The 21,871-nt window shown below is 60.1% G+C and carries 15 protein-coding genes and 3 pseudogenes; 16 read left to right on the top strand and 2 right to left on the bottom strand.

Annotated elements, in window-relative coordinates; translation table 11 throughout:
* The first annotated feature begins 729 nt into the window (after positions 1 to 729).
* The 12 genes and pseudogenes from IQK56_RS16565 (at position 730) to IQK56_RS16510 (ending at position 17,112) form a co-directional block, all read left to right on the top strand.
* Positions 730 to 2,046, top strand: a complete 1,317-nt coding sequence (locus IQK56_RS16565) for a nucleotide sugar dehydrogenase (protein WP_099584949.1) — start codon at positions 730 to 732, stop codon at positions 2,044 to 2,046.
* A gap of 103 nt (positions 2,047 to 2,149) precedes the next feature.
* The gene (alg8, locus tag IQK56_RS16560) at positions 2,150 to 3,619 is read left to right on the top strand and encodes a mannuronan synthase (RefSeq protein WP_122306321.1); all 1,470 of its coding nucleotides are present in this window, start codon (positions 2,150 to 2,152) and stop codon (positions 3,617 to 3,619) included.
* 38 nt (positions 3,620 to 3,657) lie between these two features.
* A pseudogene (locus IQK56_RS16555) lies at positions 3,658 to 4,823 on the top strand (PilZ domain-containing protein).
* A 110-nt stretch (positions 4,824 to 4,933) separates the two neighbouring features.
* Entirely contained in the window at positions 4,934 to 6,358 is a 1,425-nt protein-coding gene (gene algK / locus IQK56_RS16550; RefSeq protein ID WP_122306338.1) for an alginate biosynthesis TPR repeat lipoprotein AlgK, read from the top strand.
* Positions 6,355 to 7,842: an alginate export family protein gene (locus IQK56_RS16545; protein ID WP_193863324.1), complete on the top strand. Its 1,488-nt coding sequence runs from the start codon at positions 6,355 to 6,357 to the stop codon at positions 7,840 to 7,842. The genes algK and IQK56_RS16545 overlap by 4 nt, the downstream gene beginning before the upstream one ends.
* Positions 7,842 to 9,410: a mannuronan 5-epimerase AlgG gene (gene algG / locus IQK56_RS16540; RefSeq protein ID WP_193863326.1), complete on the top strand. Its 1,569-nt coding sequence runs from the start codon at positions 7,842 to 7,844 to the stop codon at positions 9,408 to 9,410. The genes IQK56_RS16545 and algG overlap by 1 nt, the downstream gene beginning before the upstream one ends.
* Before the next feature lie 11 nt (positions 9,411 to 9,421).
* Positions 9,422 to 10,881, top strand: a pseudogene (locus IQK56_RS16535) (alginate O-acetyltransferase).
* A gap of 8 nt (positions 10,882 to 10,889) precedes the next feature.
* Positions 10,890 to 11,999, top strand: coding sequence for a mannuronate-specific alginate lyase (locus tag IQK56_RS16530; protein ID WP_122306325.1), 1,110 nt, complete (start codon positions 10,890 to 10,892; stop codon positions 11,997 to 11,999).
* A gap of 154 nt (positions 12,000 to 12,153) precedes the next feature.
* A complete protein-coding gene (locus IQK56_RS16525) occupies positions 12,154 to 13,686 on the top strand; it encodes an MBOAT family O-acyltransferase (RefSeq protein ID WP_099584943.1) in 1,533 nt (510 codons plus the stop codon).
* Positions 13,687 to 13,697: 11 nt separating this feature from the next.
* A complete protein-coding gene (locus IQK56_RS16520) occupies positions 13,698 to 14,882 on the top strand; it encodes an alginate O-acetyltransferase (protein WP_193863328.1) in 1,185 nt (394 codons plus the stop codon).
* Between the two features lie 16 nt (positions 14,883 to 14,898).
* Positions 14,899 to 15,555 (top strand): alginate O-acetyltransferase AlgF, encoded by a 657-nt coding sequence (locus IQK56_RS16515; RefSeq protein ID WP_122306327.1) that lies wholly within the window; start codon positions 14,899 to 14,901, stop codon positions 15,553 to 15,555.
* Between the two features lie 105 nt (positions 15,556 to 15,660).
* Positions 15,661 to 17,112 (top strand): mannose-1-phosphate guanylyltransferase/mannose-6-phosphate isomerase, encoded by a 1,452-nt coding sequence (locus IQK56_RS16510; protein WP_032886351.1) that lies wholly within the window; start codon positions 15,661 to 15,663, stop codon positions 17,110 to 17,112.
* Between the two features lie 120 nt (positions 17,113 to 17,232).
* Here IQK56_RS16510 and IQK56_RS16505 read toward each other — a convergent pair whose 3' ends face one another.
* The gene (locus tag IQK56_RS16505; RefSeq protein ID WP_150760459.1) at positions 17,233 to 17,520 is read right to left on the bottom strand and encodes a hypothetical protein; all 288 of its coding nucleotides are present in this window, start codon (positions 17,518 to 17,520) and stop codon (positions 17,233 to 17,235) included.
* Between the two features lie 297 nt (positions 17,521 to 17,817).
* Here IQK56_RS16505 and IQK56_RS16500 point away from each other — a divergent pair, with 297 nt between their 5' ends.
* From IQK56_RS16500 to ssp4, 4 genes are all read left to right on the top strand, one after another.
* Positions 17,818 to 18,282, top strand: coding sequence for a hypothetical protein (locus IQK56_RS16500; protein WP_034126362.1), 465 nt, complete (start codon positions 17,818 to 17,820; stop codon positions 18,280 to 18,282).
* A gap of 14 nt (positions 18,283 to 18,296) precedes the next feature.
* Entirely contained in the window at positions 18,297 to 19,109 is an 813-nt protein-coding gene (locus tag IQK56_RS16495) for an SDR family oxidoreductase (RefSeq protein ID WP_193863330.1), read from the top strand.
* Positions 19,110 to 19,511 (top strand): DUF4440 domain-containing protein, encoded by a 402-nt coding sequence (locus tag IQK56_RS16490; protein ID WP_150675027.1) that lies wholly within the window; start codon positions 19,110 to 19,112, stop codon positions 19,509 to 19,511. It abuts the gene before it with no gap.
* A 105-nt stretch (positions 19,512 to 19,616) separates the two neighbouring features.
* Entirely contained in the window at positions 19,617 to 20,543 is a 927-nt protein-coding gene (gene ssp4, locus IQK56_RS16485) for an Ssp4 family T6SS effector (RefSeq protein ID WP_193863332.1), read from the top strand.
* A 457-nt stretch (positions 20,544 to 21,000) separates the two neighbouring features.
* On the opposite strand, the pseudogene IQK56_RS16480 reads toward ssp4, so the two are convergent.
* Positions 21,001 to 21,842 (bottom strand): annotated as a pseudogene (locus tag IQK56_RS16480) (efflux RND transporter periplasmic adaptor subunit).
* Positions 21,843 to 21,871 lie beyond the last annotated feature (29 nt).

Raw genomic sequence — 21,871 nt, 5'->3', positions numbered from 1 at the left:
AAAAAAATTTCCGACACATCTCTAACATTTATTTCACTCGACATTTCCGATTTTTTTTCGTAGTGGCACCACTTTTTTTAAACACTAGTGGCACAAAACTATCCCTACGCGCCAACTCCCTGTAACTACTGGCTCAAATAGCAAGTGCTATCAATATAGTACTAGTGCCATCTCGCCTAATATTTCAAGAAATTTCCACGCTCAGGATAAGCGGTCTGGAACTTCGCCCAAAAGCACGGCTCATACCACCGGTAACGAAATTCTCTGTTTCTGTAAGAGATGACTTACATGGCGACCAACGGAAGTAGCGAAGTTGTCACATTGAACTTTGACTCATTGGTCATATTGCCAACCGATTAATTAAGAGCGGCGACAAGGATGATTTGCTTCTCCCTATAAGGCCAGGGCAAAGCCTCCCCTAATGGTCAGTGAGACAACCCAAGGCATTGATATTTAAAGGCTTGCAGCCTCTATCAAAGCCCTGCGGCACTGGCGCCAGGCCCTTCTCCCAAGAAGGCCGGCTGCATTTGAGGGCAGGTCCCAACAACAAGGCCACGTTGCGCACAACTTGAGTGCACTAGTTAGCCACTCACTATTTAACATGCCTGTACGCGGTAAGTCGGCGTCTATTCGCCCAACTTTCGCGGCATCAGTGACGCTTGCAAACATGAACTCCGGCCATTAATTGGCATGTTTAACACAGTCTTGAATGACAAAGAGGTAAATGCGATGCGCATCAGCATATTTGGTCTAGGTTACGTTGGCGCAGTGTGTGCCGGTTGCCTGTCTGCCCGTGGCCACGAAGTGGTCGGCGTAGACATCTCCAAGGATAAGATCGACCTGATCAACGCTGGCAAATCGCCAATCGTTGAACCGGGTCTGGGCGAGCTGTTGAGCCAGGGTATCGAAACCGGTCGACTGCGCGGCACCACCAACTTCGCCGAAGCCATCCGCGATACCGATCTGTCGATGATTTGCGTCGGCACGCCGAGCAAGAAAAACGGCGACCTGGAACTCGACTACATCGAGGCCGTGTGCCGCGAGATCGGTTTTGTCCTGCGTGACAAAGCCACCCGCCACACCGTCGTCGTACGCAGCACCGTGCTGCCGGGCACCGTGGCCAACGTGGTCATCCCGATTCTCGAAGACTGCTCCGGCAAGAAGGCCGGCGTCGACTTCGGTGTCGCGGTCAACCCGGAATTCCTGCGTGAATCCACCGCCATCGCCGACTACGACCTGCCACCGATGACCGTCATCGGCGAGTTCGACAAAGCCTCCGGCGATGTCCTGCAGTCGCTGTACGAAGAACTCGACGCCCCGATCATCCGCAAGGACATCGCCGTGGCCGAGATGATCAAGTACACCTGCAACGTGTGGCACGCCACCAAGGTGACCTTCGCCAACGAGATCGGCAACATCGCCAAGGCCGTCGGCGTCGATGGTCGTGAAGTGATGGAAGTGGTCTGCCAGGACAAGACCCTCAACCTGTCCCAGTACTACATGCGCCCAGGCTTCGCGTTCGGCGGCTCGTGCCTGCCAAAAGACGTGCGCGCCCTGACCTACCGCGCCAGCTCCCTGGACGTGGAAGCGCCGCTGCTCAACTCGCTGATGCGCAGCAACGAGTCCCAGGTGCAGAACGCCTTCGACATCGTTTCCAGCCACGACAAGCGCAAAGTCGCCCTGCTGGGCCTGAGCTTCAAGGCCGGCACCGACGACCTGCGTGAAAGCCCGCTGGTAGAACTGGCGGAAATGCTGATCGGCAAGGGCTACGACCTGAGCATCTACGACAGCAACGTCGAGTACGCCCGTGTCCACGGTGCGAACAAGGACTACATCGAAGGCAAGATCCCGCACGTGTCGTCCCTGCTCAACTCGGACTTCGACGACGTGATCAACAACTCCGACGTGATCATCCTGGGCAACCGTGACGAGAAATTCCGCGCCCTGGCGCAGAACGCACCGCACGGCAAGCAAGTGATCGACCTGGTGGGCTTCATGTCCAAGGCGACCTGCACGACCGGTCGTACCGAAGGCATTTGTTGGTAAGGGGCAGCGGTTAGTTTCAAGCGGCAAGCTGCAAGTTAGAAGCGACGTTTTTCAGCTTGTAGCTTGCGGCTTGTAGCCCTACTCCCCCGTGACGGACACGAATATGCAACGGTTAAACCAAGCGACTGGCTGGCTACTTTATCTGGGGCTCTTAGCGCTTCTAGCTCTGGCTCTGCCAGCCAGCACCTTCGACTCCGAGTCGAAGAATTTTATTTTCCTGATTGGCGCCGTCGGCATCTGGCGCTACTCGATGGGTGCTACGCATTTCTTTCGCGGCATGCTGTTTTTGTACGTGGTCTACCCGCACCTGCGCCGTAAAGTGCGCAAGCTGGGCAAGGCCGCCGACCCGTCCCATGTGTTCCTGATGGTCACCAGCTTCCGGATCGATGCGCTGACCACCGCGCAGGTCTACAGCTCGGTGATCCGCGAAGCCATCGAATGCGGCTTCCCCACCACCGTGGTCTGCTCGCTGGTGGAAATGTCCGATGAGCTGCTGGTCAAGAGCCTCTGGGAAAAAATGAACCCGCCGGAGCACGTCAAGCTCGACTTCGTGCGCATCGCCGGCACCGGCAAGCGTGACGGCCTGGCCTTCGGTTTCCGCGCCATCTCCCGCCATCTGCCGGATGACCGCGCCGTCGTGGCGGTGATCGATGGCGACACCGTGCTCGCCGAAGGCGTAGTACGCAAGACCGTGCCGTGGTTCCAGCTGTTCGGCAATGTCGGCGGCCTGACCACCAACGAGTTCTGTGAAGTGCGCGGCGGCTACATCATGAGCGAGTGGCACAAACTGCGCTTCGCCCAGCGCCACATCAACATGTGCTCCATGGCCCTGTCCAAGCGCGTGCTGACCATGACCGGTCGCATGTCGGTGTTCCGTGCCAGCGTCGTGACCGACCCGGGCTTTATCGCCGACGTGGAAAGTGACTCGCTGCAACACTGGCGCCTGGGCCGCTTCAAGTTTCTCACCGGCGACGACAAGTCCAGCTGGTTCAGCCTGATGCGCCTGGGCTACGACACCTTCTACGTGCCGGATGCCGCGATCAACACCGTCGAACACCCGCCGGAAAAGAGCTTTATCAAGGCCAGCCGCAAGCTGATGTTCCGCTGGTACGGCAACAACCTGCGCCAGAACTCCCGCGCCCTGGGCCTGGGCGTACGCCGCCTCGGTCTGTTCACCAGCGTGGTGCTGTTCGACCAGCGCGTGTCGATGTGGACCTCCCTGCTCGGCCTGACCGTGGCGATCATCGCCACCTTCAAATACGGCGGCGCGTTCATCCTCGCGTACCTGCTGTGGATCGGCATCACCCGCCTGATCCTCACGCTGCTGTTGTCGTGCTCCGGCCACAAGATCGGCCCGGCTTACCCGGCGATTCTCTATTACAACCAGATCATGGGCGCGCTGGTGAAGATCTACGTGTTCTTCCGCCTTGATCAACAGTCCTGGACCCGCCAGGACACCAAACTGACCCGCGATTTGGCCAGCTTTCAACGTTGGTTCAACACCTGGTCGTCTCGGACCATGACCTTCTCCGCCGGCAGCATCTTCGTTGCCGTGTTGCTGATGATGGTCTGACCCTGCCAAGCCTGAATTAACTCTAGGAAATTGCCCCGATGAATAGCCAAGTAAACGCCAATGTTGTCCACGAATCCGAAGCCCAGCGCCAGCACGCCCGGGTGAAAATCCCGGCCAAGCTGCGCTTCTTCAACACTGACCGCACCCAGACCGAAGCACGGGTGATCGACCTGTCGGCCGGCGGCCTGGCGTTCACCGCCACCCAGCCGCTGACCGTGGGTGAAGTGCATAAGGGTCGCCTGCAGTTCGTGATCGACAACCTCGGCCTGGCGATGGACGTGGAGTTGCAGATCCGCTCCTACGACCGTCAAAGCGGCCGCACCGGTTGCCAGTTCCAGAACCTGGAGCCACAGGATATCTCGACCCTGCGCCACCTGATCACTTCGCACTTGTCCGGCGATATCGTGACAATGGGCGACGTGCTGGCGACCCTGCAACGCGACAACTTCACCAAGCGCGCAAGGTCAAGGACGGCGGCAGTGGCATGACCGCGTTCGGTCGCCTGCGCGCCGTGGTGTTCAGCGCCGGTATCTTCATCGTCGGTCTGGCAGCGTTCGGGTTTGTCTTCAAATCGGTGTACGGCATGTACTTCGTCAGCCACGCCCAGGCCGGCCTGGTGAGCGTGCCCGGCATGAACGTGACGATGCCGCGCGACGGCACCGTGCAAAGCCTACTCAAAGGTGACGCGATTGCCGCCAAAGGCGCGCCGCTGGCGACCTTCAGCACCAGCATGCTGGATGTGCTCAAGGGCCACTTGGACGAAGATCAACTGCAACCGGCCAAGGTCGAAGAACTGTTCGGCAAGCAAATGACCGGCACCCTGACTTCGCCGTGTGATTGCGTGGTCGCCCAGCAAATGGTCGCCGACGGTCAGTACGCCAGCAAAGGCGATGTGATCTTCCAACTGGTGCCACGCGGCGCCCCGGCCAATGTGGAAGCGCGCTTCACCTATCGCCAGTTCGGCGACGTGCGCCCAGGTACGCCAGTGAGCTTCCAGGTCGCCGACGAAGACCAGGTGCGCACCGGCACCATCGTCAGCAGCACCAGCCTGAACAGCGCCGACCTGTCCTCCGACATCCGCGTCCAGATCAAGCCTGATGCACCGCTGGACAGCGCCTTCGCCGGCCGCCCGGTGGAAGTCACCAGCGACCGTGGCCCATCGCTGAACTGGCTGATCGATAAAGCCATGGCTCACGGTCTGTAAACGAGGACATGCCTGTGAACCCTATCTCAATAACAACACCGACCAATGTGGGAGCCGGGCTTGCCCGCGATGCAGGCGACTCGGTACATCAGCTGCACTGCGCCGATGCCATCGCAGGCAAGCCAGCTCCCACACAAAGCAGGTCGCACTTCGCCTCGGCCTATTGCGCGCTGGCCCTTGCGGTCAGCCTGGCCGGTTGCGCCGGCCTGCCCGACCAACGCCTGGCCAATGAAGCGCTCAAGCGTGGCGACACGGTCACCGCGCAGCAGAATTACCAGCAACTGGCAGACCTGGGTTACAGCGAGGCCCAAGTGGGCCTGGCCGATATCCAGGTAGGCACCCGCGATCCGGCGCAGATCAAACAGGCCGAAGCCACTTACCGTGCAGCGGCGGACACCTCGCCACGTGCCCAGGCTCGCCTCGGCCGCCTGCTGGTGGCCAAGCCTGGCGCCACCGAAGCCGAGCACCATGAAGCCGAAGGCCTGCTGAAAAAAGCCTTTGCCAATGGCGAAGGCAACACCCTGATTCCGCTGGCGATGCTGTACCTGCAATACCCCCACAGTTTCCCGAATGTGAATGCGCAGCAGCAGATCAGTAAGTGGCAGGCAGCGGGTTACCCGGAAGCCGGCCTGGCCCAGGTGCTGCTGTATCGCACTCAAGACACCTACGACCAGCATCTGGACGATGTGGAGCGCATCTGCAAGGCGGCGCTGAACACCACCGATATCTGCTACGTCGAACTGGCCACGGTTTACCAGAAACAAGCCGCGCCGGAAAAACAGGCCGAGTTGCTCAAGCAGATGGAAGCCGGCTACAGCCGTGGCACCGTCACCGCCCAGCGTGTCGACAGCGTCGCCCGTGTGCTGGGCGATGCCACCCTCGGCACCCCGGATGAAAAAACCGCCCAGGCCCTGCTGGAAAAAATCGCCCCTGGCTACCCGGCGTCCTGGGTCAGCCTGGCGCAGCTGCTCTACGACTTCCCGGAACTGGGCGATGTCGACCAGATGATGAAGTACCTCGACAACGGCCGCGCCGCCGACCAGCCACGCGCCGAATTGCTCCTGGGCAAGCTCTACTACGAAGGCAAGTGGGTCCCGGCAGATGCCAAGGCCGCCGAAGCGCATTTCGAAAAAGCCGTGGGCAAGGAAGTCGCTGCCGACTACTACCTCGGCCAGATCTACCGCCGTGGCTACCTGGGCAAGGTCTATCCGCAAAAAGCCCTGGACCACTTGCTGACCGCTGCGCGCAACGGCCAGAACAGCGCCGACTTCGCGATCGCCCAACTGTTTTCCCAAGGCAAGGGCACCAAGCCCGACCCATTGAACGCCTATGTCTTCAGCCAATTGGCCAAAGCCCAGGACACCCCGGAAGCCGTTGAGCTGGCCACCCAGCTCGAAGCGCCCCTGACGCCGGAACAACGCGCCCAAGGCCAACGCCTGGTGCAACAGGAACTGGCCACCCGCGGCACCCTGGCCCAGAGCTCGTTGCAACTGCACGCCCTGGATGAAGAAGAAGACGGCGAGGAATCCCTATGAAGCTCAACCCATTCGTCAAGGCCGGCATTGGCCTGACCTTCGCCCTGCTGTGGTCGTGCCCGACCCTGGCCGCGCTGACCGAAGCCAAGAACTTCGGCCTGGAAGTGAAAATCACCGGCCAGTCCGAAGATGACCGCGACCTGGGCACGCAAAAAGGCGGCGACGTCAACGGCGTCGGTATCGACCTGCGCCCGTGGATCTACGGCGAAAGCGGCAACTGGAGCGCTTATGCGATGGGCCAGGCGGTTGCCTCCAGCGACATCATCGAGACCGACACCCTGCAACAGTCGGCCGATGACGAAAACCAGCAAACCACCAACAACGACCGCAAGACCAAGAAAAACTACCTGGCGATGCGCGAGTTCTGGGTCGGCTACAGCGGCTTCACGCCCTACCCTGGCGAGATCCTCAAGCTCGGCCGCCAACGCCTGCGCAATGACGACGGCCAATGGCGCGACACCAACATCGAAGCGCTGAACTGGACCTTCGATACCACCTTGCTCAAAGCCAACGTGGGCGTCGCCGAGCGCTTCAGCGAATACCGCACCGACCTCAAGGAACTGTCGCCCGTCGACAAGGACCGCCAGCACCTCTACGCCGACGCTGCCTACCAGTGGACGCCCGGCCAGTGGATCGGCCTGCGCGGTCACCACACCCATGACAACGGCAAGCTCGACTACCCGGAACCGGGCGTGGCCACCGACTCACTCGACAAGCGCGAGAACGGCGACCTGACCTGGCTCGGCATCGAGGCCAACAGCGACGCATACAACTGGCGCAACACCAACACCGTCAACTACTGGGCAAGCGTGACCGGCATGCGCGGCGACCGCGACACTGTCAACGCGTTGAACGCCGACGGCACTCGCCCGACCAACGCCAAGCGCAGCGATGACGTGAGTGGCTGGGCCACTGACCTGGGTATCCGCCTGCGTCTGGACCCACAGTGGCAAGTAGGCGCGGCCTATTCCCGCGCCAGCGCCGAGTACGAGCAGAACGGCCTGCAAAGCAACCGTTCGAACTGGACCGGTACCCAGTCCCGCGTTCACCGTTTCGGCGAAGCGTTTCGCGGCGAGATGAACAACATGCAGTCCATGAGCCTGTTCGGTTCCTGGCAGCTGCGTGAGGACTACGACGCCAGCCTCGTGTACCACAAGTTCTGGCGTGTCGACGGCAACAAGCCGGTGGGCAGCAACGGCATCGATGCGGTGCAGAACAACACCGATGACGTGACCGGCGCAATCGTATCCAGCACCTCGCTGCCGCTGGAAGATGGCAAGAAAGACCTGGGTCAGGAGATGGACTTGGTCGTCACCAAGTACTTCAAGAAAGGCCTGCTGCCGGCCGCGCTCAGCCAGTCGGTTGACGAGCCATCAGCCCTGGTGCGTTTCCGCGCCGGTGTGTTCAAACCGGGTGACGCCTATGGCAGCCAGGTCGACTCGTACATGCATCGCGCGTTTGTCGACGTGGTCTGGAAATTCTGATGGGAGCCTGCGCCATGAATCCTCAAAGCCTGCTCGTCGCGGCCATGCTGCTGGCCAGCGCCTCGGCCCTGGCCGACACGCCGGCCAAGGCGCCGACCATCGCCAAGGAACTGCAACAGGCCAAGACCTACACCATTTCCAGCCCGCCCACCGCGCCGCTGGAAATGGCCAAGCCGGCCCTGCCGGACCTGTCGGGCTACACCGCCGCCGCGATGGAAAAGAAGATCGTGCGCAGCAAGCCCGGCAAAATCAGCATCCGCCGCATGATGCAGGAAGACGCCCTCAAGGACTTTATCGGCGGCGACAACAAGATGGCCGAATGGGTGGTGCGCCAACACGGCATTCCCCAGGCGATCTTTGTCGACGACGGCTACATGAACCTCAAGGACTTGCTGGGCAAGGTGCCCAAGCAGTACTTCAGCGAAACCTCGCCGGGCGTATTCCTGGCCAAGTTGCCGATCGTGGTCGGGCGCAAGGGCATCCTGGACATCGATAACAAGACCCAGGAGCTGCGCCTGTCCCAGCAGGCCGGTTCGTTCCTGATCAACGACGGCCAGCTGTTTGTGCGTGACACCAAAGTCACCGGCTGGGACGAGAAGGCCAACGGCCCGGCGCTGTTCAAGTCGCCCAAGGAGTTCCGCCCGTTCCTGCTGGCCTGGGGCGGCACCGAGACGTACATCTCCAAGACCAAGATGGCCAGCTTCGGCTATGCCAACAGTAAGTCGTACGGGGTGAGTATTTCCCAGTACACGCCGAACATGGCCAAGGTGCTCAAGCGCGCAGAGCCGACCGGCTGGATCATCGACTCCGAGTTCTCGGACATGTGGTACGGCTTCTACTGCTACGAGACCACGGGTTTTGTGATCAAGGGCAATACCTACAAAGACAACATCGTCTACGGCATTGACCCCCACGACCGTTCCCACGGCCTGATCATCGCGGACAACACCGTCTACGGCACCAAGAAGAAGCACGGCATCATCATTTCCCGGGAAGTGAACGACAGCTTCATCTTCAATAACCGCAGCTACGACAACAAGCTCTCGGGCCTGGTACTCGACCGTAACAGCGTCAACAACGTGGTGGCCGACAACGAGTTCTACCGCAACCACACCGACGGCATCACCCTCTATGAGAGCGGCGACAACCTGCTGTGGGGCAACAAAGTGATCAGCAACCGTCGCCACGGCATTCGGGTGCGTAACAGCGTGAACATCAAGCTGTACGAAAACACCTCGATGGCCAACGGCCTGACCGGCGTCTACGGCCACATCAAGGATTTGACCGACACCGACCGCGACATCGCCCTCGACCCGTTCGACGCCAAGGTCTCGCTGATCGTGGTCGGCGGTGAGCTGGCCGGCAACGGCAGCGGGCCGCTGTCCATCGACTCGCCGCTGAGCATCGAGCTGTACCGCGTGTCGATGCTGGCGCCGACCAAAGCCAGCGGCATCAGCTTCTCCGGCGTTCTTGGCGAGCGCCAGGAAGAAATTCTCGACCTGCTGGTGCGCCAGCAGAAAGCCGTGCTGATCGACCCTGTCGAACGCCAGACCGAAATGCAGGACTGAGGATGACCCTTATGCACCCACACATGATCAAACTGCTGAGCCTCTCGGGTCTGACCCTCGGCCTGCTCGCGGCCAGCCAGGGCGTACGCGCCGACGAGCTGAAGGCACCGACCTTCACCGCCGAACCGTGCTGCAGCCTGTGCCCCGCCGCCCATGACGCGAAGAACTACACCACGCGCTACCAGCAGAACTTCACCACCCTGGTACAAGCCCAGGGCGACTGGCTGTTCCGCACCCAGGAAGACCTGCGCACCGAATTCGACACCAGCCCCGCCGGCTACAAGCGCATGCAGCAGCTGCACGATGCGTTCAAGGCCAAGGGCGTGGAACTGGTGGTGGTCTACCAGCCGACCCGTGGCCTGGTGAACCGCAACAAGCTCAACCCGGAAGAAAAAGCCAAGTTCGACTTTGACAAGGCCCTGGGCAACTACAAAACCATGCTCGGCCGTTTCGCCAAGATGGGCTACGTGGTGCCGGACCTGTCGCCGTTGACCAATGAGCAACTGCCGGATGAATTGCCGGCCCACGATTTCTACTTCCGTGGCGACCAGCACTGGACCCCCTACGGCGCCCAGCGCACCGCGAAGATCGTCGGCGCCAAAGTGCGTGCCATGCCCGAGTTCGCCGATATTCCCAAGCGTGAGTTCGAGACCAAGCGCTCCGGGCGCATGGGCAAGACCGGCACCCTGCACAACATGGCCGGGCAACTGTGCGGCACCAGCTACGCGATCCAGTACATGGACCAGTTCACCACCGAGCCCAAGGGCGAAGCGGGTGACGGCGACCTGTTCGGCGATTCGGGCAACCCGCAGATCACCCTGGTGGGCACCAGCCACAGCGGCAAGAACTACAACTTCGCCGGTTTCCTGGAACAGGAAATCGGTGCCGACATCCTCAACGTCGCCTTCCCCGGCGGTGGCCTGGAAGGCTCGATGATCCAGTACCTGGGCAGCGACGAATTCCAGAAAACCCCGCCGAAAATCCTCATCTGGGAGTCTCGCCGCTGTACCGCCTGGACCAGGAGACCATCTACCGCCAGATGATGTCGTTGCTGGACAACGGCTGCGAAGGCAAGACCGCGCAGATGAGCGCCAGCACGACGTTGAAACCCGGCAAGAACGAATTGATGGTTAACAGTTCGAACAAAGACCTGCGCAACGCCAACCATCAGGTTGATATCCGCTTCGCCGATCCGTCGGTGAAAACCTTGCAAGCCACCCTCTGGTACATGAACGGGCGCCACGAGGACATCAAGATCGAGAAACCCGAAACATCCGATACAGACGGGCGTTTCGCCTTTGAACTGCGCACCGATGAAGACTGGGCCTCGCAGAACTTGCTGGCCGTGGAAGTGCAGGGCCCTGAAGCGGGCGCTGCGGCGCAGAAGGTCGAAGCGAAAATTTGCACACGCAACGTATTCCCCGCCGGCGTCAGCAGACCGCAGCAACGCCGTGAAATAAGCGTGCAATGAGGTTACTTATGCAAAAGTTATTGATTCCATCGTTGCTCGGCCTGGCGATCTTTGCCGGCGCAGCCAACGCCGCCGCGCCGCTGCGTCCGCCCCAGGGCTACTTCGCACCGATCGAAGCGTTCAAGACCGGCGACTTCAAGGAAAACTGCGACACCATGCCGACGCCGTACACCGGCCCGCTGCAATTTCGCAGCAAGTACGAAGGCTCCGACAAGGCCCGTTCGACGCTGAACGTGCAGTCGGAAAAGGCCTTTCGTGACAGCACCGCCGACATCACCAAGCTGGAAAAAGACACCAGCAAGCGCGTGATGCAGTTCATGCGCGACGGCCGCCCGGAGCAGCTCGAATGCACCCTGAACTGGCTGGTGTCGTGGGCCAAGGCCGATGCGTTGATGTCCAAGGACTTCAACCACACCGGCAAGTCCATGCGCAAATGGGCGCTGGGCAGCATGGCCTCGGCCTATGTGCGCCTGAAGTTCTCCGACTCGCACCCGCTGGCCAACCACCCGCAGGAAGCCCAACTGATCGAAGCCTGGTTCAACAAACTGGCCGACCAGGTGGTGAGCGATTGGGACAACCTGCCCCTGGAAAAAACCAACAACCACTCCTACTGGGCCGCCTGGTCGGTGATGGCGACGTCCATCGCCACCAACCGTCGCGACCTGTTTGATTGGGCGGTGAAGGAATACAAAGTCGGCGTGAACCAGGTCGACGACCAGGGCTTCTTGCCCAACGAATTGAAGCGCCAGCAGCGGGCCTTGTCGTACCACAACTACGCCCTGCCGCCGCTGTCGATGATCGCCAGTTTTGCCCTGGTCAACGGTGTTGACCTGCGCCAGGAAAACAACAGCGCGCTCAAGCGCCTGGGCGACAAAGTGCTGGCCGGGGTCAAGGACCCGGAGATCTTCGAGCAGAAGAACGGCAAAGAGCAGGACATGAAGGACTTGAAGCAGGACATGAAATTCGCCTGGCTCGAACCCTTCTGCACCCTCTACACCTGCGCCCCGGATGTGGTGGAGCGCAAGCATGGGATGCAGCCGTTCAAGACGTTCCGCCTCGGCGGTGACCTGACCAAGGTCTACGACCCGGCGCACGAAAAAGGCAACAAAGGCAGCTGACGAAACACGGTTAGACATGTGGGAGGGGGCTTGCCCCCTCCCACACTTGAACCGCGCTTGACAGTGAAATTGTTGTACCGCCCTCCCCGTCTTTTCGTGGGGGGTTTGGGGGGGCTGCGGCCCTTGACTGTTGGTTAAACATGGAGAGATCGGGATGGTTTTCTCGTCCAATGTGTTCCTGTTTCTGTTCTTGCCGATCTTTCTCGGCTTGTACTACTTGAGCGGGCAACGCTATCGCAACCTGCTGCTGCTGATTGCCAGCTATGTGTTCTACGCCTGGTGGCGAGTGGACTTCCTGGCGCTGTTCGCCGCCGTCACGCTGTGGAACTACTGGATCGGCCTCAAGGTCGGTGCAGCCGGCGTGCGCACCAAGCCGGCCCAACGCTGGCTGCTGCTCGGCGTGGCAGTCGACCTGTGCATCCTCGGCTACTTCAAGTACGCCAACTTCGGCGTCGACAGCATCAACGTCATGATGAAGTCGGCGGGCCTTGAGCCATTCATCCTCACCCACGTGCTGTTGCCGATCGGGATCTCGTTCTACATTTTCGAGTCCATCAGCTACATCATCGACGTGTACCGTGGTGACACCCCGGCGACCCGCAACCTGATCGACTTTGCGGCGTTCGTGGCGATTTTCCCGCACTTGATTGCCGGCCCTGTTCTGCGTTTCCGCGACCTGGCCGACCAGTTCAACAACCGCACCCACACCCTCGACAAGTTCTCCGAGGGCTGCACGCGGTTCATGCAGGGTTTCATCAAGAAAGTCTTTATCGCCGACACCCTCGCAGTGGTGGCAGACCATTGCTTCGCCCTGCAAAACCCGACCACCGGCGACGCCTGGCTCGGCGCGCTGGCCTATACCGCGCAGCTGTACTTCGACTTCTCCGGCTACAGCGACATGGCCATCGGCCTGGGCTTGATGATGGGTTTCCGCTTCATGGAAAACTTCAAGCAGCCGTACATCAGCCAGTCGATCACCGAGTTCTGGCGCCGCTGGCACATCAGCCTGTCCACCTGGTTGCGTGACTACCTGTACATCACCCTGGGCGGCAACCGTAAAGGCACGCTGACCACCTACCGCAACCTGTTCCTGACCATGCTGCTGGGCGGCCTGTGGCACGGCGCAAACATCACCTACATCGTGTGGGGCGCCTGGCACGGCATGTGGCTGGCGATTGAAAAAGCCATTGGCCTGAACACCGCGCCGCGCAGTTTCAACGTGTTGCGCTGGGCCTTCACCTTCCTGCTGGTGGTGATGGGCTGGGTGATCTTCCGCGCCGAAAACCTGCACGTCGCCGGCCGTATGTACGGTGCGATGTTCAGCTTTGGCGAGTGGTCGCTGTCGGAACTCAACCGCGCCAACCTCACCGGCCTGCAAGTGGCAACCCTGGTGGTGGCGTATGCAACCTTGGCGTTCTTCGGCCTGCGCGATTTCTACACCAACCGCCCTGCCGAAAAAACCAAGCCTGTCGACCCAAGCCTGATCAAGGCCGTACCGGGCGACAACCCCGGCAGCATCCACCAGCCAGGTTTCACCGTTGGCCAGGACGCCGCCGTGCAACCGGCCTACTGGACCGCTGACTGGCCACGCTACGCCATGCGCGCTGCGGTGCTGCTGCTGTTCGTGGCGTCGATTCTCAAACTGTCGGCGCAGAGTTTCTCGCCGTTCCTTTACTTCCAATTCTGAGGGAGCCGACCATGACCCGTTCATTACGCGTCCTCTATATCAGCCTGTTCATGGTGCTGCTGCTGGCCCTTGGCGCCTGGTCGCTGCGCAGCTTCCTGGGCTTCAGCACCAACGCCGACGCCACGGTGCTCAATGGTCGCTGGACCAAGGCCGTCGAGACGCACTACGACGACGAGTTCCCGATCAAGCGCATCGGCACCAATCTCTGGGCGGCGCTGGACTACAAGCTGTTCAATGAAGGCCGCCCCGGCGTGGTGCTGGGCCGCGATCACTGGTTGTACAGCGACGAGGAGTTCAACCCCGCCGTCAACGAAGACCAGAACCTGCAAGGCAACTACGCGCTGGTCGAAGGCGTACGCCAGAAGCTCAAGGCCCAAGGCATCCAACTGGTGATGGCGATCGTGCCGGCCAAGGTGCGCCTCTACCCGGAACACCTGGGTGAAGTGAAACCGGCCAGCATCCACGCCAACCTGTACCAGGACTTCCATGCCCGTGTCGCCGCAGACCACATCCCTGCGCCCGACCTGCTGGGCCCGTTGCAACAAGCCAAGCTGGGCGGCAAGCAAGTGTTCCTGCGCACCGACACCCACTGGACGCCGGACGGTGCCGAAGTCGCGGCCAAGCAATTGGCCAAGACGATTGCCGACAAGACCCCGCTGAGCGGCGAGCCGCAGCGCTTTGTCACCGAGGCCGAAAAGACCGAGCCGCACAAAGGCGACCTGCGTCTGTTCCTGCCACTGGATCCGCTGTTTGAAAACCTGATGCCGCCTAAAGAGCCGCTGGAAAAACGCGTCACGCACCTGGCCGAAACCAAAGGCGACGAAGCGCTGTTTGCCGACAGCGAAACCCCCGTGGCACTGGTCGGCACCAGCTACAGCGCCAACCCCAACTGGAACTTCGTCGGTGCCCTCAAGCAAGCCCTGGGCAGCGACGTGGTCAACTACGCCGAAGACGGCCACGGCCCGATCCTGCCGATGCTCAGCTACCTGAAAAGTGACGACTTCAAGAACAGCCCGCCACAGGTGCTGATCTGGGAGTTTCCTGAACGCTATCTGCCTGTGAACAACGAAATCGGTGATGCCGACCCCGCTTGGGTTGCGCAACTTAAACAAGCCGGTTCACGCCAACAAAACATGGCACTGAACACCCCAGTTAAAAACCAAAAATCCGAGACGCCCGACCGGGCGCAAAACTGAAAGAGAGGTAACTCACATGACTTTCACTACAACTCCTCGTCGTCTCGCTAAAACCCTGGCCATTGCTGCCGGTCTGAGCTTCGTATCGATGTCCGCCTTCGCCGGTGGCGATGCCGCGCTCTACGGCCCTACCGCGCCAAAAGGTTCGAGCTTCGTACGTATCTACAACGCCAGCAACCAGGAAGTCAGCGCCACCGTGGGCAACACCAACCTCAGCGAGGTTGCGCCACTGGCCAGCAGTGACTTCAGCTTCATGCCGGGCGGTGATTACAGCGCCAAGGTTGGCAGCCAGACCCTGCCGGTCAAACTCGCCGCCGACCACTACTACACCCTGGTCAACAGCGGCAGCGGCCAGCCTCAGTTGATCGAGGAACCGCCGTTCAAGAACAAGCAGAAATCCCTGGTGCGCGTGCAGAACCTCAGCGACAAGGCCCTGACCCTGAAAACTGCCGATGGCAAGACCGATGTGGTCAAGGCCGTGGCTGCCAAAGGCCGTGGCGAGCGTGAGATCAACCCGGTGAAAGTGAGCCTGGCGCTCTACGACGGTGACAAAAAGGTCGGCGACGTGAAGCCAGTGGCCCTGGAGCGCGGTGAGGCAGCAGTGCTGTACGTCACAGGCTCCGGTTCGAGCCTGTCGCCAGTCTGGGTAAAACGCCCAGTGTCGACCCGCTGAATGAATAGTCCGGGTCGGCCAAGGCCGGCCCGGACACGAGACAAAAACAAGAGTGAAACGACAAACCTTCGTAGCTCTGACCCAAATTGATTCAAGGAGAAACACATGATCCCAGTAATCCTTTCCGGTGGTAGCGGCTCACGTCTTTGGCCGCTTTCCCGCAAACAGTTCCCCAAGCAATTCCTGGCCCTGACCGGCGAGCACACACTGTTCCAGCAAACCCTGGAACGCCTGGTGTTCGAAGGCATGGACTCCCCGATCGTGGTCTGCAACAAGGACCATCGCTTCATCGTCAACGAGCAACTGGCCAACCGTAAACTGGAGTGCCAACGCATCCTGATGGAACCCTTCGGCCGCAACACCGCGCCGGCCGTGGCCCTGACCGCGATGATGCTGGTCAACGAAGGCCGTGACGAACTGATGCTGGTACTGCCGGCCGACCACGTGATCGACGACCAGAAAGCCCTGCAACGCGCCCTGGCCCTGGCCACCGTGGCGGCCGAACGTGGCGAGATGGTGCTGTTCGGCGTGCCGGCGACCCGTCCGGAAACCGGTTATGGCTACATCAAGTCCACTAACGATTCGCTGCTGCCCGAAGGCGTGAGCCGCGTACAGCAGTTCGTGGAAAAGCCCGATGAAAAACGCGCCGTCGAGTTCGTCAAAAGCGGCGGTTACTTCTGGAACAGCGGCATGTTCCTGTTCCGCGCCAGCCGCTTCCTGGAAGAGCTGAAAAAGCACGATCCGGACATCTACGACACCTGCGTGCTGACCCTGGAACGCAGCCAGCAAGACGCCGACACCGTGTCCTTCGACGAAGCCACCTTCGCCTGCTGCCCGGACAATTCCATCGACTACGCCGTGATGGAAAAAACCCAACGCGCCTGCGTCGTACCGCTGAGCGCCGGTTGGAGCGACGTGGGTTGCTGGGCCTCGCTGTGGGCGGTCAACGATAAAGACGCCAACGGCAACGTCACCAAAGGCGACGTGGTGATCCAGGACAGCAAAAACTGCATGATCCACGGCAACGGCAAGCTGGTGTCGGTGATCGGCCTGGAAAACATCGTAGTGGTGGAAACCAAGGACGCGATGATGATTGCCCACAAGGACAAGGTCCAGGGCGTCAAGCAGATGGTCAACACCCTCAACGAACAGGGCCGCAGCGAGACCCAGAACCACTGCGAAGTCTACCGTCCGTGGGGCTCCTACGACTCGGTGGACATGGGCGGCCGCTTCCAGGTCAAGCACATCTCGGTCAAGCCGGGCGCGTGCCTGTCATTGCAGATGCACCACCACCGCGCCGAACACTGGATCGTGGTCAGCGGCACGGCTGAAGTGACCTGCGACGAGAACGTGTTCCTGCTCTGCGAAAACCAGTCCACCTACATCCCGATCGCCTCGGTGCACCGCCTGCGCAACCCTGGCAAGATCCCGTTGGAGATCATCGAAGTGCAATCGGGCAGCTACCTGGGCGAAGACGACATCGAGCGTTTTGAAGATATCTACGGTCGCTCGACGCCGGTTGAACGTGGCGTGTCGGTGAAAACTATCGCGCAGTAAGACAGTCGTACAAGAAGCCCTCGTCCAGCCGACTGCGTCCCCTATCCGCAGCCGGTTGGGCGGGGGCTTTTTTATTCAATCTTTGCCAGTGCCAGTGCCGCTGAGCGTCCGTCAATTGCGTCAAGCGTTACCGAACTTGCCAGCACCGTACAACTGGGCCGCCTTACCACCCTCGGTCATGAGCGCGCCCAAGACTTTGGACAACGTACCACTACTGTTAGCCAGGTTTTTCCCAACCTCTTGCGCAGCCATGCCACCCAAGGCAATACCCGCCCCCTTGGCATGTTTGGCATTCATACCGCTGTCACCCAGCTGCGACGAAGGCCCTTGCAGCAGGGTTTGACCCAAACTTGTAAGTTTGTGGTCCTGCATGCGACCAGACGGAGGAGAACCCGCCGCGAGGTCCATTTGCCGGGACGCTCCAGCAGCGTTCTGCGCTGGCGCTTTAGGGGCAGTGATGAGGGAGGTCACCACCGACGACAAGACATTGGAGACAACGGGCACAAGAAGAGCTGGAGCAACCATAGTGGGTCTCACTTATTCTGACTTCGGTTATTACCCTCCTGGGCGGTCTGTATTTCCCTATGTTCGCTCTGTGGAGACAATGCGCCATCGGGTTCCTTCGTAAACGAAAACTGATGCCCACGATAGGCACCAAGGCCAACCCACAGGTAGGATGTTTTATCCGCGTATGAGGTTGTCATCATGTTTTTCGGCGTCCTACTGATCATCACCTGGCTGATCCTGCTGCTGCGCTACCCCGCCAAAGCCCTGCCGGTATCGCTGGCCGCCGCTGTCGGCCTGGGTTTTGTCGCAGTATGGGTGGTCTGGCTGGACAACCGCGAAGCCTCGCAGTTGGCACGCCTGGAACTGCGCATCACCTATGCCCCGCAGGATTGCCCCGCCGACCGCCCATTGAAACTCACCCTGAACAACGGCAACGACGTACCACTGACCGAACTGCGCTGGCGCGTCGCCGCCTATGCGCCGGGTGACACGGTGAATCTCGCCGACAACGTCTATGCTGCCCCGCGCTATCGCGGCCCCGGTGAGTTGCAGGCTGGCGCCACTTGGGACGATTGCCTGCCCACCCCGCCACTGCGCCCCGGCTACCGCCCGCAAACCCTGGAATTTCGTGCCGAGCACCTGCAAGGCAGCTTCTCGGACTGACAAAGGATTGATCCATGCCCAATGTTCTCATCACCGGTTGCTCCAGTGGCATCGGCCGTGCGCTGGCCGATGCCTTCAAGGCTGCCGGCTACGACGTATTGACCAGCGCCCGCCGCGAAGACGACGTGATCGCCCTCAACGACGCAGGCTTCCACGCTGTGCGGCTGGACGTGAATGACGCTGCCGCCCTGCAAACCCTGGCCGCGAACCTGGACGAACTGGATGTCCTGATCAACAACGCCGGCTACGGCGCCATGGGCCCGCTGCTCGACGGCGGCACCGAGGCAATGCAGCGTCAGTTCGAGACCAACGTATTTTCCATCGTCGGCGTCACCCAGGCGCTGTTCCCGGCCCTGCGCAAGCGCAAAGGCCTGGTGGTGAATATCGGCAGCGTTTCCGGGGTGCTGGTCACGCCATTTGCCGGTGCCTACTGCGCCTCCAAAGCGGCGGTGCACGCCTTGAGCGATGCACTGCGCATGGAACTGGCACCGTTTGGCGTACGAGTGATGGAAGTACAACCCGGCGCCATCGATACAAGCTTTGCCAAAAATGCCGGGGCCCAGGCCGAGTTGCTGATCAACGAACAATCGCCATGGTGGCCGTTGCGCGAAGGCATTCGCGCACGCAGCCAGGCATCCCAGGACAAGCCGACACCTGCCAGCCAGTTTGCTGCGGATGTGCTCAAGGCCGTGCAACAGGCACAGCCGCCACGGCTGTTGCGGTCGGGCAACGGCAGCCGGGCGTTGCCGTTGATGGCGGCGTTGTTGCCCAAGGGGTTGTTGGAAACCGTGTTGAAGAAACGCTTTGGCTTGAAGGGGAATTTGTAAATGATCGACTACAGCGACTTTTTCGAAGAAGTCATCCAGACCCACATCGAGATCGAACAATGGTTTGCCGGCGTTGCGCCTGACGGCACCCTGCAAAACCTGCTTGCGCGCTTCTCGCCGGAATTCAGCATGATCGCTCCCGCCACCGGCACACGCGTCAATGCAGCCGGGGTGAATGCGCTGTTCACGCGCCTGGGCGGGATGCGTCCGGGGCTGAAAATCACCTTGAGTGAAATGGCCGGGATTGACCGGCATGCACGCGGTGCGACGGTGACTTATCGTGAGCATCAGGTGGACGACAGCGGCACCCAAACGGATCGGCGAGCCACCGTGGTGTTTGAGAAGCAGGCGAGTGGCGCGCTGTTGTGGCGCCATTTGCATGAAACCTATGTAGCTCCATGAACTAACTGCCCAGCCGGGTCCTACAAAAAACAGCGAATGGGCTGACAGCATTACAAGGAAACTATCCCCAGGCTCTTTCACCTCTGTCTACTCACAGGTGAAAGGATGCCAAGGGATTTTATGCGAAGCGGTGTGCCGGATGCGCACACCACGACTCGCCAGCGGCTGACCAGCCTGCTGGACCTGCCCAAACTTTATCGAACCATTGATGCCGACCCGGCCATCGTCGGGGCCGGTGTGGTGCATATCGACGGTGCTTATCAGGTGACGGTGCTGCGTGAGTTTGTACCGCTGTGCAGTATCAAGCCCAAGCGGGTGATTCTGCGGGAGGTGACGGGGCCGGCGATGACTGCCGATCAGTATGCAGAGCTTGCAGCAAGCTCGCCTCGTGAATCACAGCTGTGGCGCGAAGCGTCGGGAATAGCTGCCTCCTGTGGAGGGGCCGTAATTGGATATATCGTTGCGAAATCAGGAATCGCGGCAATTCCTTTCAGCGCGGGTGCCAGCCTTGCGTTGAGCTACGTTGCCTACAGCGCTGCGACTGCCAGTGCTCTCCAGTGCGTAAACAGTTCATGGAGAGTCTCCAACGAATTGACCAATCCCGCCAAAAACGACTATTACGACAGCCTGAGCTGGTATCAGGCAATGACAGTCGCTCTGGATGGCATTTCATTGGTCGGGGCCGGTACTACCACCTTCGCTACCGTCAAATCAGCAATGGCTATCAAACGTGCGACCGGGCGTAATTCGACAGACATCTTGAGACTCATGAGTCGCCAGGAACGTGCAAAGTTGACAACCGAAGTACTGCGACTGCAGAACCCTCGCCATCCCCGAGAGATGATTCGTCTGAAGCAACTAGCGGGGCAGCTACCCAAACGCTACAGCAATCTCCAACTTCGGTTGGGCATTCTCACTCAAATAAAAGATCAGATTGGAGCGACCTTGGCCGTTGGCGGCAGCATCTACTCCGGAAATATCAATCACATCGTCATAGGTCTGTATGAGGAGTTTTCCGAATATGATTTATAGCGTCGACCCCTTCCGTGAATATCGAATTTGGCGCCGTTACGCCTATCGATTCTTACCGTCATGGGCCAGTGCTCTTCTGCTTATGCTAAACAATATCGCTATCAACATGACACTTAGCTTGTCGTATTACGCGAAGGCCAATCATCTACCGACTGAATTTTCTTTCGGAACCGGTATGGCACTTTGTCTGATTTTTTGCGCAGGCCAGATAATGTTATTTGAAGGCTTCCATCACGCACGGCAAATACTCGTACCTATCGCCATCGTTAATACCTTTCTCGCAATTGGTTACCTGGCCAGTCAGCCGGTGACACTGTTCAACTTATTCCCTCTGTTCACATCGCTGCTCTACATCCTGATCCTTAATTCAAAAAACCATCGCCGATACACGAGCATGTTGAGGGTAAAGCGTCGACGAAAAATCAGGGCTAGCAAGCCATTCGCTTAGGCCTGCCATTCAGTTTGGCGCCGAGTTCACGATCACCGTGCACGTAATCCCCGCCGCCAACAACACCCCGTCTGGCACTTCATCAATATGAATCCGTACCGGCACGCGTTGGGCCAGCCTCACCCAGTTGAACGTCGGGTTCACATCCGCAATCAGCTCGCGGCTCTCGGGGTTGTCACGGTCGTAGATACCACGCGAGATGCTTTCTACGTGTCCCTTCAACGTCTCGCCGCTCATCAATTGCATATCGGCTTTGTCACCGACTTTCACATGGGGCAGCTTGGTTTCTTCAAAGAAGCCGTAGACCCAGAACGAGTTCATATCCACCACGGCCATCTTGGCTTCGCCGATGCGTGCGTAGTCGCCGCGATGCACGTTGAGGTTGGTGACGTAGCCATCCACGGCCGCCACGACCTGAGTGCGTTTCAAATTGAGTTCGGCGGCTTCCAGCTGTGCCAGCGCGTGTTGGTAATCGGCCAGGGCCGAGTCGGCGATGTTGCTGGCGTCGTCGCGGCTCTCTCTGGAGATCACCAGGGCGTCGAGGTCGGCACGGCGATGGGCGTTGACCTTGCGCATTCCCAGGTGGCTTTGCGCGAAGCCACCAGCGACTGCGCCTGCTTGACCGCGATGCGGTAGTGCTCGGGGTCGATCTGCATCAGCAGGTCGCCCTTTTTCACCAACTGGTTGTCGCGCACCGGCACGTCGACCACTTCGCCGGTGACGTCGGCGGCTACATTGATGATGTCCGCCCGCACACGGCCATCGCGGGTCCAGGGGGTTTGCATGTAGTGCACCCACAATGTGCGGCCGATCCAGATCGCCAAGGCCAATACCAGCAAGGTGGCGAGCAGGCTGAAAACTTTTCATCGGGTCATTCTCA

It is taken from the genome of Pseudomonas cyclaminis, assembly GCF_015163715.1.
GTDB lineage: Bacteria > Pseudomonadota > Gammaproteobacteria > Pseudomonadales > Pseudomonadaceae > Aquipseudomonas > Aquipseudomonas cyclaminis.
The sequence above is the reverse complement of the archived record's forward strand: the minus strand, read 5'-3'. Positions and strand labels throughout refer to the sequence as shown.

What these genes read in the sequence shown, in the direction of transcription:
- IQK56_RS16565 (WP_099584949.1), top strand. Translation starts at nt 730, where the DNA reads ATGCGCATCAGCATATTTGGTCTAGGTTACGTTGGCGCAGTGTGTGCC.
- alg8 (WP_122306321.1), top strand. Translation starts at nt 2,150, where the DNA reads ATGCAACGGTTAAACCAAGCGACTGGCTGGCTACTTTATCTGGGGCTC.
- IQK56_RS16545 (WP_193863324.1), top strand. Translation starts at nt 6,355, where the DNA reads ATGAAGCTCAACCCATTCGTCAAGGCCGGCATTGGCCTGACCTTCGCC.
- algG (WP_193863326.1), top strand. Translation starts at nt 7,842, where the DNA reads ATGGGAGCCTGCGCCATGAATCCTCAAAGCCTGCTCGTCGCGGCCATG.
- IQK56_RS16530 (WP_122306325.1), top strand. Translation starts at nt 10,890, where the DNA reads ATGCAAAAGTTATTGATTCCATCGTTGCTCGGCCTGGCGATCTTTGCC.
- IQK56_RS16525 (WP_099584943.1), top strand. Translation starts at nt 12,154, where the DNA reads ATGGTTTTCTCGTCCAATGTGTTCCTGTTTCTGTTCTTGCCGATCTTT.
- IQK56_RS16520 (WP_193863328.1), top strand. Translation starts at nt 13,698, where the DNA reads ATGACCCGTTCATTACGCGTCCTCTATATCAGCCTGTTCATGGTGCTG.
- IQK56_RS16515 (WP_122306327.1), top strand. Translation starts at nt 14,899, where the DNA reads ATGACTTTCACTACAACTCCTCGTCGTCTCGCTAAAACCCTGGCCATT.
- IQK56_RS16510 (WP_032886351.1), top strand. Translation starts at nt 15,661, where the DNA reads ATGATCCCAGTAATCCTTTCCGGTGGTAGCGGCTCACGTCTTTGGCCG.
- IQK56_RS16505 (WP_150760459.1), bottom strand. Translation starts at nt 17,520, where the DNA reads ATGGACCTCGCGGCGGGTTCTCCTCCGTCTGGTCGCATGCAGGACCAC.
- IQK56_RS16500 (WP_034126362.1), top strand. Translation starts at nt 17,818, where the DNA reads ATGTTTTTCGGCGTCCTACTGATCATCACCTGGCTGATCCTGCTGCTG.
- IQK56_RS16495 (WP_193863330.1), top strand. Translation starts at nt 18,297, where the DNA reads ATGCCCAATGTTCTCATCACCGGTTGCTCCAGTGGCATCGGCCGTGCG.
- IQK56_RS16490 (WP_150675027.1), top strand. Translation starts at nt 19,110, where the DNA reads ATGATCGACTACAGCGACTTTTTCGAAGAAGTCATCCAGACCCACATC.
- ssp4 (WP_193863332.1), top strand. Translation starts at nt 19,617, where the DNA reads ATGCCAAGGGATTTTATGCGAAGCGGTGTGCCGGATGCGCACACCACG.